6 protein-coding genes and 1 pseudogene are annotated in these 12,781 nt (G+C 36.2%); 4 read left to right on the top strand and 3 right to left on the bottom strand.

Annotated elements, in window-relative coordinates; genetic code table 11:
* Positions 1 to 90: 90 nt before the first annotated feature.
* The 3 genes from ACIFOT_RS01065 (at position 91) to ACIFOT_RS01055 (ending at position 7,244) form a co-directional block, all read left to right on the top strand.
* Positions 91 to 1,335 (top strand): helix-turn-helix domain-containing protein, encoded by a 1,245-nt coding sequence (locus ACIFOT_RS01065; protein WP_430060832.1) that lies wholly within the window; start codon positions 91 to 93, stop codon positions 1,333 to 1,335.
* 169 nt (positions 1,336 to 1,504) lie between these two features.
* Positions 1,505 to 2,749, top strand: coding sequence for a helix-turn-helix domain-containing protein (locus ACIFOT_RS01060; protein ID WP_430060830.1), 1,245 nt, complete (start codon positions 1,505 to 1,507; stop codon positions 2,747 to 2,749).
* 205 nt (positions 2,750 to 2,954) lie between these two features.
* Complete coding sequence (locus tag ACIFOT_RS01055) at positions 2,955 to 7,244, top strand: S8 family serine peptidase (protein WP_430060828.1); 4,290 nt, start codon at positions 2,955 to 2,957, stop codon at positions 7,242 to 7,244.
* Between the two features lie 120 nt (positions 7,245 to 7,364).
* Here the strand turns inward: ACIFOT_RS01055 and ACIFOT_RS01050 are convergent, their stop codons facing one another.
* From ACIFOT_RS01050 to ACIFOT_RS01040, 3 genes are all read right to left on the bottom strand, one after another.
* Complete coding sequence (locus ACIFOT_RS01050; RefSeq protein WP_430060827.1) at positions 7,365 to 8,465, bottom strand: GerAB/ArcD/ProY family transporter; 1,101 nt, start codon at positions 8,463 to 8,465, stop codon at positions 7,365 to 7,367.
* A gap of 73 nt (positions 8,466 to 8,538) precedes the next feature.
* Positions 8,539 to 9,750, bottom strand: coding sequence for a Ger(x)C family spore germination protein (locus ACIFOT_RS01045; protein WP_430060825.1), 1,212 nt, complete (start codon positions 9,748 to 9,750; stop codon positions 8,539 to 8,541).
* A 61-nt stretch (positions 9,751 to 9,811) separates the two neighbouring features.
* Positions 9,812 to 11,359 (bottom strand): spore germination protein, encoded by a 1,548-nt coding sequence (locus ACIFOT_RS01040; protein WP_430060824.1) that lies wholly within the window; start codon positions 11,357 to 11,359, stop codon positions 9,812 to 9,814.
* A 344-nt stretch (positions 11,360 to 11,703) separates the two neighbouring features.
* On the opposite strand from ACIFOT_RS01040, the pseudogene fucI reads away from it, so the two are divergent.
* Positions 11,704 to 12,180: pseudogene (gene fucI, locus ACIFOT_RS01035) on the top strand (L-fucose isomerase); the annotation flags it as partial.
* Between the last annotated feature and the right edge of the window lie 601 nt (positions 12,181 to 12,781).

Genomic DNA, 12,781 nt, shown 5'->3' with positions numbered 1-12,781 from the left:
TAAAGGCAGATAAAAAAGGAACAGAATTTAATGCTGAAATACGAAAGCTATATTACTAAAGTGTATTCTAGTTAAAAGAGGGTAAAAAAGATGAATCAAGCTTTATTTTTTAGAATTGATCAATACATGGAAGAGAAAAAGTTGACGAAAACAGATATAGCAAAACATTCTGGCATTCATCTTAGTGATATTAGTAGGATTTTCAATCACAAACAACCTCTTTCCTTACAAAATCTTGATGCTATCACGATAGCACTTGGATTAGAAGAAGCTTTCTTTTACGGAGATTATATAGAAGAATGCTTTAACGAAAATCAGCATTTAGATAAAAGGAGAACCATACAATTCTTATATAACTGTGCAAAGAAAGGTTACGCGGAGCATACCCATTCCATCTTAAACACCATATTAGAAGAAACATCAAAAACAATTCGAAATAAGAACTTAATGTATATCTTTTCGGCAGCGGAGATGCTTTTGAAAGCTGGAAATGAACAGGAAGCTTTACCCCTTTATGAAATTTTCATTGAAACCATGCCTAACCGTTTTTCCGAGCCTCTGGCCATCAGTTATTTTAGACGGTTTTATATTCTAAGAATGTCGGAGGATGGACAGAAAGCTTTATCCTATGTTTTGGAACAGTTGGCATATATGCCTATGGAAGTGAAAATGGAAGCCTATTTATGGATAACCGCATTTCATTATCGACGTGAGCAATGGAGAGAAGTGTTGTATTATGCCGAGAGGCTGGAGCGAATAGTTACAGAGGGTGAATATTATGGAAGAGCTTTGCAATATAAGAGTTTAGCTCTCAGACGACTCGGTGGTTCATTGGAGGAAGTATTATGCCTTACTGAACAATACGCACAGGTAAACGAATTTTTTGCTGATATCGCAGGCGGAAACAGGTTAGTTGCCTTATTGGATCATAATCATTTGGAGTATGCAGATGATTATTTATTATGGTTAGAAAATAGGGAGGATCTATATATTGGTTTATCAAGGGTACTGGAGGCATATATAGAATTAAATCGATTAGACGATGCCGAAATATTATTGAACAGATACAAACCAGTGATGGATGAAATATCCGTGAGTGATGACTCCTTCAAGCAACAAGCTTATTTGCGCTTTCGATTTGCACGGTCTTTGTTTCTGTGCAAAAACAATCAAACAAAAGAGGGATTGGATGAATTACTAGAAGTAGCTAATTCAGCAAGAAGTATCGGAAATATGGAAATGCTTAAACGTTGTCTTTTGCTTTTTTGGAGCTATAGAAATCATGTCAATGTTGAACAGGAAATAAAATATAAACAACTGTTGAATGAAGGATAATATCCGTAAATCACTGTTTGGTAGGAGAGCGAAATAGAGCTCTCTTTTTTATTAAAATAATAAATTTGCTGGAATATATCAATTTAATAATTACATCAAATATTCATACAATGAACCTATCGGCAACTTAGATAAAGTGGTAGAAGACTAGAGTAAAGAAGGTGAATAAATGAATTATGCGTTATGTTTTAGAATAGAGCAGTGTTTGATGGATAAAAATTGGAATAAAACCCAACTAGCAAAGCATTCCGGCGTACATCCAAGTGATATAAGTCGAATATTTAAGCACAAGCAGCCTCTGTCATTGCACAATCTCGATGCCATCACAAAAGCTCTTGGATTAGACGAAGCATTTTTCTATGCAGAGTATATGGAAGAATGCTATAACGAGAATCATCATTTAGATAAAAGGAGAACGATTCAGTTCTTATATAAGTGTGCAAAGGAAGGTTACCAACAACTTACTCACTCGATTATTAATGCTATTTTAGAAGAAAAATCTAAAACAATTAGAAGTAAGAACCTCATGTATATCTTTGCTGTAGCAGAGCTGCTATTCAAAGATGGAAAAGAAAAGGAAGCATACTCTTTATATGAAATTATCATTGAAACAATGCCTAACCGTGTTTCTGAGCCATTAGCGATTAGTTATTATCGGCGGTTTTTTATTGTAAAAATGACTGAGGACGGTCAACAAGCTTTATCCTATGTTTTGGAGCAATTAGCGTACCTTCCCAATGATGTAAAAAGGGATGCTTATTTGTGGATTATGGCGTATTACTTTAGACGTGAGCAGTGGCAGGAAGTGTTGTATTATTCTGAGAGGCTGGAGGCTATGGTATATGAGGGCGAATATTACGGCAGAGCATTGCAGTATAAGAGTCTTGTATTGAGACGACTTGGGGGATCATTGGAAGAAGTATTAAACCTAACGGCCCGCTACGCCCAGATAAACGAGTTTTTTGCTGATATTGCAGTCGGAAATAGATTAGTTGCCTTATTGGATTATGGGTATTTAGAGTATGCAGATGAATATCTGACCTGGTTGGAAAATAGAGCAGATATTCATATCGGTCTGCCAAGATTGCTAGAAGCATATGTAGAATTAAATAGATTAGATGATGTTAAATCATTATTGAAAAGATTTGAACCGGTGATCGAAGAAATTTCTTTGAATGAAGGATCCATCATTCAACAGGCTAATTTGCGATTTCGATATGCACTCTCTTTGTACTTGTTTAAGCGCAACCAATTTCAAGAGGGATTGAATAAGCTTTTAGATGTGGCGTATTCTGCGAATTTAATCGGAAATATCGAGATGTTAAAACGGTGTATGTTGTTATTTTGGACATTTAGAAGCCATGTGACGGATAAACAGGAAGTGGTATATAAACAACTCCTTTCTGAAAATTAACAGGATGTATGAAAAATGGAAAATGAGCTCAAAGTAGCTCTATTTTTTTTATAAAAAATAAATTTGCTGAAAATTTCACAAAATTAAAAGATTTTTAATTTATTTTTAAAAAATATTTGGACTTGATTGAATTTTTAAAAAATAAAATCCCATCAATTTTCAATACAATGAAACTATCAAAAGAGAGGAAGAAGGGAACAGGCAGATGAAAAAGAAATTAATCAAAAATGTTACGACATTGGCATTGACAACAGGTCTTATAAGTAACACATTTACTCCATATTCATTTACACACAATGTTCATGCGCAACAATCTTCAAGGATTGAACAAGTGTTAGCAAATTTAACGCCAGAACAGCGTCAAGCCATTAAGCAATTGAAAATCAGTGACCAAGAGGGACTTCAGGTATCTCCTGAAGTAGATCAAACAAGCGACGCTCCAACTTCTGTTATTGTCGAATTTAAGGACAAGCCGGCGCAAACTGCAGTAATGGTAGCAGAAACAGAAGGAACAACTCTATCAGTAACAGACGCACAAGCAAAAGTGGATGCTTCACATGACTCATTCCAACAAGATTTAAAAACGATTTTTAGTAAAGAGTTAAAAGAAAAGAAAGATCCATACAAGATTAAGCGTTCTTACAAAAAAGCATTTAATGGAGTTGCTATGACACTCCCTGCTAACAAAGTAAAAGCATTGCTTAAATCTAGTGCCGTTCAGAGGGTATGGAGTGATTTGCAAGTTCAGCTTGATGATCCAACTGTTAAAGAACAAGTGTCTGAACAACAAGGTGCAACTCATCCTATGGTAACGTTCCCTGGTATTGAAAAACTTCATGAAGAAGGCTTTACAGGAAAAGGGGTAAAGGTTGGTGTTATTGATACAGGTATCGACTATAATCATCCAGATTTAAAAGGTGCTTATAAGGGCGGTTATGATTTCGTAGATAATGACAATGATCCGATGGAGACATCATTTGAGGATTGGAAGAAATCTGGTAAACCTGAAACGAATGGTGGTGAAGCCTATTATACTGAGCACGGAACTCATGTAGCTGGAATTATTGCCGGACAAGGTAAAAACAATGCTGACTATTCTGTAACAGGTGTTGCACCTGATGCTGATATTTATTCTTATCGTGTTTTAGGTGCATATGGATCTGGTTCAACTTCAGCAATATTGGCCGGTATTGACAAAGCAGTTACAGACGGAATGGATATCATTAGTATGTCACTTGGAGCAAACTACAATGACCCGTTATTCCCTACGGCAATTGCAGTTAATAATGCCGTACTTTCAGGGGTAACAGCAGTTGTGGCAGCAGGAAATTCTGGAAATCGGATGTATACACTAGGCACTCCAGGAAATGCTCCTTTGGCAATAACAGTTGGAGCAAGTGATACGTCTGTTACGATTCCAAAATTTTCAGCAACTGCTCATCCATCAACAGGTGATACACCAGTTGAAATGAAACTAGCTGCACAAGGATATTCTGATAATGTAGCAGATTTACAAGGTCAAACATTTAAATTGGTAAATGTAGGATTTGGTGCAGATACTTCATACTATAAACGTGATTCAAATGGCAATATAATACCAAGAGATGTGAATGGAAAAATTGTTGTTGCAACACGTGGCAGCTTTGGTATAGCAGATATCGTCAATACAGCTAAAAAGCATGGAGCAAAGGCTGTTATTTTAAGAAATACAGATCAAGATACATTACAGGATGTATTTTTAGGAAACACATTTGGATACATCCCAACCTTTTTAATAAACAGCAAACAAGGTTATGCTATTATTAATGATTTACCGCTAACAACAGCAAAGTTAGATGCTTCGATCGACTTTACATTCGGTAATATGAGTCAAACTGCAACACAAGGTAATAAATTAGCAGACTTTAGTTCCCGCGGTCCATCACGTGTGTTGTATGATATTAAACCAGAAGTAACAGCACCAGGTGTTTCTGTATTCTCAACTGTACCTTCTTATATGCATAAGGATGATAATGGGAATGCATTAACTGATTATCAAAATGCGTATGAGCGCTTATCTGGTACATCGATGGCTACACCGAACGTTTCAGGGGTTGCAGCATTGTTAAAACAAGCTCACCCAGACATGACGCCAGCAGATATTAAGTCAACACTAATGAATACTGCTGAACCGCTAAATGATAAATATAGTGTATATGAAGTAGGCGCAGGCCTTGTTAATCCGTACAAAGCTGTTCATGCACAGACGGAAATTCAAGTGAAAGACAAGACGAAAACATTAAGCAGTAATGCTAAGGATTCCGGTGATACGACTACTCTCGCAAGTAAAGGTATTAAAACAATAAAAAACATAACTGGAGCTTTAAGCTTTGGTGAACAGGCTATTAATGGTAAGGATCTTACAGATCAACGTTCAATCACTTTATTTAATAAAAGCTCTGAAGATAAAACATTTGATGTAAAGGTTCAATTCCAGACATTGGATGGACGATTCACAAATGACGCTAGAGCAGACCAAGATGCTGCTGCTAATGGAGTTACATTAGATGTTAAATCAACTGTAAAAGTGGAGCGATACAGCAGTGCTAATATGAATGCCACCATCAATGTTCCTAAAACTGCAAAACTTGGAACTTATGAAGGTTATGTTGTCTATACAAACCAAAATAACCCTGAAGAAACATATAAAATTCCGTTTGCCATTCATACAGTTGATGAAGGAATTGATTATGTAAAAGGAGATCCAGCTGCTTTTACTCTTCCATATGAAGCAGGTAGCAATGCAACAAAATGGTCAATTGGCGTGGACTTCAAACTGAAATCTCACATGCGTACGTTTGATTTCTTCCTTGTAGATCCAAAGACAAACGAAGAAATCGGATACCTTGGTACAGCGGATGGAATGGGTGCAGATGAGGGTATTGAGTATTATTTCCGCGGTGTTTTGAACAATGGTCAATACTATCCATTAACAGGAAACCCTGATAGTCCAATTACATTTGATTATAAGGAAGTTGACCCAGGATTATGGAAAATTAGAATGGTTGGTACAAATGATAAAGGTGAAACCTTCTCTAGTGACGCTCCTGTTTTTTATGGAGAAAAAGAGCCAAAAGTTACAATGAATTATGAAGCAGGTCAAATCGTTGAAACAGCTAATCCTACCGACAAAACTGTTACAGTAATAGGTGCTGCATTTGATAAAGATATAGCTGAAATGCAAGCAGCAGGTATTAGTGCATCACAGGGCGAAAATAAAATGTATTATTATAATCCAAATAATTCGAATGAAAAAAACATTCCGGTAGACGAAAATGGGAACTTCAATTCCACAATACCATTGGCTACAGCCGGACCTATAACATTGCCAATTACACAGTATGAGTTCTATGACCGAAATAAATCAACTGTAGAAAATTATGGGAGTTTTAGAGACGTTTACTTTGTGAAAAAAGGAACTGCTTATTCTACTGCAATTGCCGATAAACAAAGAATCAACATGGGAGATTCAACAACAGTAACGTTCTCAACAAAAAATGTAGCAACTAAAGTGAAGAAAGCTGTATACTCATTCTTATATCCAACTAAGTTCCTTGATGTGGTGAGTGTCAAGCCACATGGAACATATAATGAAAACCTAGATGTTCAATATACATCTACACCTTTTAACAATACTTACAACAAAATGACGATTACAGCAACAGCACTTGGTGACCTTGCGACTACAGGAATTACTGGAGATACTTCTTTGGTAGACTTGACGTTTAAAGCAAAAAATCAATACTACAAGGGTCCAATGCAGTTTGAAGATCCAAATGGTACATCTAGATTCTTTAGTGCTGTTTATACGAATGTGGATGAAAGTAAGGTATCAACTCAAGGCATTCAACCTTATTTCTATATTACTCCTACTTATTCTCTAATGAGGGGTTCTGTTCAGCCGGAAGGATTAGCTTCAGGATTTGACAATGTAGGTAGTCCTTTTATGAAGAATCTTGACTATAATAAAGCTGGTACAAAAATTAGTGTGAAAGATTCTGATGAGAAAGAATATGGAGTAGCTGATCCTTTAGGATATAGTGCTACTGCTCCAAATGGTTTTACAACTAGATTACCTATTACAGATAAGCCGTTTACATTATCGATTGATGTACCAGGACATTTCACATTCAAGAAGGATTTTACTGTTGGTTTGAAAGAGGACGATAAGGTTACCGCAGGATCAAAACCAGTAGATTATAGCTATATCCCTGGTGGTGACGTGGATAAAAATAGTGTAATTGACGTGAAAGATGCTCTATACATCCAAACAAATTGGGGTACAAACAAGCGTGAAGCGGATATCAACTATGATGGTGTGGTTGATGAGAAAGATATGCAGTATGTAATTGATAACTACCTAATGCAAAATCCGTGGATGGAAAATGCTCCAAAAGGAGAAAAGAAATACAAAGGAAAAACTTTAGAAGATTTACTGAAAGAAGTAGGAATGTAAATTTAACAAATAGTAATAAGGAAAATCAAAAATAGCTTTATCCCCTTCTAGAATGTCACCTAAAAAGTCATTTTGGAAGGGGATTTTTTTGAACTTCTCTATTGCTGCATCGCATTTGTATTATGACATAGTTTGTTTTTTCTTTCTTATCCTCGAAACGATAAGTAATAAGAGTGGAATGATAATTAGCATTGGAGTATGGATATATAAAGGAAATATTTTCAGCCCAATATAAAGATGTTGAACGGTATTTTTCGCCATTAGAAGAGAATACACTAAAACAATTAAACTAATAATCCCAATCACATATCCTGTTTTCTTGATTTTGAACATATCCGTAACACCTGTTACAGCTGCATAAAAGAATATTGTGATTTTGAAAAATACACAAATAATCATTACGCAAATCGCAATCGCATCCAATCGCTGCAAAAAGTTCAGCACATTTATTTGTTGCGTTAGAGATAATAGTGGAAATTCACTTGTTGAAGCAATGTATGGCCCTAAGGTAGCAATTTCTAAAATGGTTGCTAAACTAAGTGATAGGCCAGCTAAAATGATGGCCATTACACCTGCTTTTCGGATAGATTTTGATTCTTTTAAATGATGAAATAGCATCATAAACACAGTGCCTTCTCCGAATGGAACAGTAATAGTTGTGGGAAGAGTGTTTAATAAATCCTTCCTTTTAATCTGAAATAATGGGAGGAAACGGTCTATATTGATTGCTTCTGGGGTTATGATGATAAAAAGAGTTCCAAAGATCCCTATTATCAAAATAATAAAAAAGAAAATTTCTCCCGCTCTTGCCAAAGGTTCAATTCCCCCATAAACTGCGTATGCAACCAAAAGGACAATAACTGCCCCAATCACTAGATTGAAGCTAAATGGCATAATGGAAATAATGATCAACTCTACTAGATCCCGAACATCCCGAGCAGCTATATCAATAAAAAATAATATATACAGAATGGACAGAGGATAACCAATAAGGGGTCCCAAAATCTGCGGTATGTACTTGGTTAGCGGGATGTTGTTGTTTCCACGGAATATGGCTGTATACATTAAATACAGTATAATACCTATTCCTGTGCTCAAGAGAATAATCCACCACGCATCTTGTTTTGCAGTCATTCCAACCCCAACCACAACCGCTGTACCCAATTCAAACAAAAAAATTAGTGTAAATAGCTGAAATGTATTTACGATTTGTTTCTTCATTTTTCCTCAACCCCTAAATAAAGGAACAAATTTCCTATTGGGAATATTATTAGTTTGTTGAAAGTCACCAGGATTATTTAATATCGTCTATAAAAGATTTTCCATATTTACCAGATCGTTGAATGGTTACCTGGACATTGACATTCACTGGAAGTTGCGCGAATGTTTGATCCCAATCTTTTTTTAAAGTATGCCAAGCCTTAGGATGGTGTCCGTTAATATTTGCTCCAAATCCGAAGATATCTGATTTGTATTTTCTTTGGACGGTTTGTATAGCTCTTTCTACATGGTGTTTGATTTTATGATTGGTTTGTTTTTCAAGCATAGAAATCATTTTAGGTTTAGAAAGATCAATGCCGGTACATGCAATTTCTGATATTCTTGCTTTTGCACGAATCTGGATTTGCATTTTAGGTTTACCTTTTTCTATAAAACTTTTTATTTTTGATTTCGTCTTTGTTATGGTGATCAGGATATTGCCTTTTTTGTTAGGACACGTAATTACTTCTCCGGTCTGAAATACCTTCCCAATCACATAATTATACCCGCTGCTTTCTTCCTCATTGAGCCAGCCTATCAGCTTATCCTTTTTGAATACTGCTAATCCAACATATCTAAATCTGGAAGATCTGTCGATTTGCTGAATATTTGCTAATTCATTGGCCTTTTCTAATTTTTCTTTTTTTGTTTTATTTGTAACTGTAATCCCTGTTAAGATCGGATTCTTTCCCTCGCTAACTAATTCAGAAATGAGCTGTTGTATTTTAACCGTTGTTAAAGGCCCCCATACTCTTTCTGAAGATGTCAATGACTTGAACATATTGCCTGAAGGAATTTTATCGATAGGAGTTGTGAGCTTTAACAATTGTTGTGCCTTAATCCCTTTGGTCACTACAATTAAAAAATCGGAACGAAAATCTGGTGGTCTGAAAAATACATCCAATACTCTACTGATACCTTTCGACGCCACCTTTTCACTAATGACCAACATTTGCAAGTGTGCCGCATAGGCTAACCGTGGAGCCTTCACAGTAACTCTTCTAATTGCTTCAGCTACCGTTTTACCTTTTTCTTTAAAAAGGGTTACAGGTGATGCCCCGCTTTTTTGAGCAGACACTTCTCCCGGATCGACAACCTGAAAAGATACAAGAAATTCGCCATTTTGTTCATCGATTCCAATAGCTGAGATAATGGCTAATTCATTGAGCTCTCTTTTACTTCCACACCCTGTTGTCAAATTGAGGAGAAAAAACATTGTTACCAATACCGCTGTTATTCGTCTCATTATGATCCACACCTGTATATTCTATTCTTGTTGAGCTGTATCTGTCGTTTTTTGGCGTACTCTATTTCTTGCTAACGGGAGATTCTGGCCGTGAAACCAACCTATTTTTAGGCATTCTTACTAGCATATCTTTCTGGTCAGACAGCAGCAATGGAGCGAATGGACTCATATAAGGCACTCCAAATGAACGTAAACGGCACAGATGCAGAACAAGTGCAATTATGCCTGCAGTAATTCCGAATAACCCCAATGAAGCAGCAATCAGCATAAAGACAAAACGCAGCATTCGGATGGGAAGAGCCATATGGAATGAAGGAAAGGCAAAGCTAGAAATAGCAGTCATGGAAACGACAATAACCATGGCTGCCGACACAATACCTGCTTCTACTGCCGCTTGTCCAATTACTAATGCACCCACAATAGATACGGCCGCACCGACTGATTTCGGAAGACGTATTCCTGCTTCCCGTAATATTTCCAATGTAGTTTCCATCAATAAAGCTTCTATGAAAGCAGGAAAAGGAACTCCTTCACGCTGTGCTGCCAAACTATAGAGAAGGGCAGTTGGAAGCATTTCTTGATGGTAGGTTGTTACAGCGATATAAAGAGAAGGAGCCAGTAAAGCAATGAACAGGCAAAGAATTCGAAGAAAGCGTGTAAAAGTTGCGAAATCGGCACGTTGATAATAGTCTTCAGCTGTTTGATAGAACTGACTGAATAGGGCTGGAACCACTAAGACAAATGGAGTTCCGTCTACAATGACAGCTACTCTGCCTTCTAACAGCGCTGCTGCTGCTACATCTGGGCGTTCTGTATGATGTACGGTTGGAAAGGGTGTATAGGATTCATCTTGAATAAATTCTTCAATATATCCACTTTCCAAAATACTATCTGTCTTAATTTGATCTAACCGTAATCTTAATTCCTTTAATATATCCTCATTAACAATTCCCGAAATGTACATGATCGCAATATCCGTTTTTGTTAATTCACCGATTTTCTTGCTTTCCACCCTAAGCTGTGGATGCTTGATTTTGCGGCGAATCATGGCTGTATTGGTTCGTAAAGATTCTGTAAATCCCTCTTTTGGACCCCGTACAGTTCCTTCTGTTTCTGGCTCTGTAATACTTCTTTTTTCAAATCCTTGAAGCCCAATAGCAAATCCTTGTGTAAATCCGTTTACCAAAATAATAATATGGGCAGACAGAATTCTATCGTATAACAGATCAAAATCGATAATTTCCTTTATATCTGATACGGTTAGAATCGAATTTTTTATTCTTTCTAAAATACCGTTAGCGGAAATTTGCGATTCTAGGTCCGTCCCTTTGCTTTCTAACATTAAAGATTCCAAAACAAAGTTGTGTACAGACTTTGTGTCAACTAATCCCTCGATAAAAAGAATGGCTAATTCTATGTCTTCGTTTTTTCCAATTTTAATATTTCTAACAATTACATCAGTACTTTCTCCTAGATCATCTTTTATAGTTTTTATATTTTGATTCAAACTTCTATAGAGATACTTTGGTTTCTCAGAATGATGAGATGCTAAATTATTAGAATGGTTTTGAGTAAAAAGGGTCTGGTACATCTCTTTAATTTTATTCATTGGTATTCCTCAAAGATCTTTCCATAATTAGATTGTATAAAAAGTATTTGTATTTAGCTGAGTAAATATGTATTAAGTCCGTATGTTATAGCTCATAGTACTGAAAAATAAAATGTAAGATAAAGGATAATGTAAGGAGACCAAATTATACATAATAAAATGAAATAGATTAATAATTGTTATCCATTATATTTCGAGATATTATCAACCCGTAGGTTCGATCCTAATTCCAGCTATGAAAGTAATAAAGAAATGTATTCAGAAAAAAAACAAAAAAAACTCCATTCTATTAGTGGTGCCTTTATATTCTTTGATCAACAATACAAGGGCTGGTTAAATACAAATGGTGTCCTGCAGTAGACTTCTTTAGAGGCGGAGGATTCTCCTCAAAATATGTAACCCGTGGCAACATGCCTGTAACAATGGCAAGAATTAATTTAATAGATGGTCTTGGACCTGTCTTGCAAATAGCAGAGGGCTATACTGTTGAGTTAGAAGAAGATGTTCATCGGGTGTTAGATGAGAGAACAAACCAAACATGGCCAACAACTTGTTTTGTACCAAAGTTAACGGGTGAAGCACCATTTAAAGATGTCTACTCTGTTATGAATAATTGGGGGTCAAACCACTGTTCATTAAGCTACGGACATATTGGCAGCGATTTAATAACAATGGCTTCAATGCTTAGAATTCCCGTTTCAATGCATAATGTTTCAGAAGAAAAATTATTTAGACCAAGTGCATGGTCAGCGTTTGGAGCATCCGATCCAATCGGTGCAGACTACCGTGCATGCAAAAACTACGGTCCATTATATCGATAAGTGAAGACTAAGCAGAGTCGGTTCTTATCCTCTTTTTTTGAAACGCGGGGTCAATTGTAGTGTTTCATTTATTAGGAGTGAAATAAGTACCGTCCTCTTGTTTTTTAGTAAAGCGGGTTCATTTGTCAAAGCACTTTGTTATTAGTTGAATTTGTCACCGCCTCTATAGGTAAGAAAGGTAACAATAACAAAATCTGATGAATCTAAGGAATTCTATTAATGTTTTATTAGAAAAAATGATAATGCCTTTTACATTTAACAAGCAAAGTTGTTTTTTTCTAGGAAACCTTAAAATTATTAACCTGTGGATAAGTGTCTAGCTCCGGCGCCTAGCCGCTCGAGGTCACTTCGGTCCGTCAAATGTGTCCCAAAAGCGGGGCACTTATTGCTGGCCCTCTAGTGCTTGTCTCGTCGAGTGAGGCTCCTGCGCTTTTCTTGGGAATAGTTGCATTAATTATCTTTAATCATTTATATAATTTGTATTGGGAGAGATTAACATGAGTAGTTATATCAAGAATGCTATTAAAAGTGGCGAAACAGTACTTGGTATTGAACTAGGATCAACCCGAATTAAAGCTGTCCTTATTGGAGAAGATAATGT

The organism is Neobacillus sp. NRS-1170 (assembly GCF_050468025.1).
This window is presented reverse-complemented; position numbering and strand designations above follow the sequence as displayed.

Bases quoted from the DNA above. Each gene is read 5' to 3' on its own strand.
- ACIFOT_RS01040 (WP_430060824.1), bottom strand. From the start codon at position 11,359: ATGAATAAAATTAAAGAGATGTACCAGACCCTTTTTACTCAAAACCAT.
- ACIFOT_RS01060 (WP_430060830.1), top strand. From the start codon at position 1,505: ATGAATTATGCGTTATGTTTTAGAATAGAGCAGTGTTTGATGGATAAA.
- ACIFOT_RS01050 (WP_430060827.1), bottom strand. From the start codon at position 8,465: ATGAAGAAACAAATCGTAAATACATTTCAGCTATTTACACTAATTTTT.
- ACIFOT_RS01045 (WP_430060825.1), bottom strand. From the start codon at position 9,750: ATGAGACGAATAACAGCGGTATTGGTAACAATGTTTTTTCTCCTCAAT.
- ACIFOT_RS01065 (WP_430060832.1), top strand. From the start codon at position 91: ATGAATCAAGCTTTATTTTTTAGAATTGATCAATACATGGAAGAGAAA.
- ACIFOT_RS01055 (WP_430060828.1), top strand. From the start codon at position 2,955: ATGAAAAAGAAATTAATCAAAAATGTTACGACATTGGCATTGACAACA.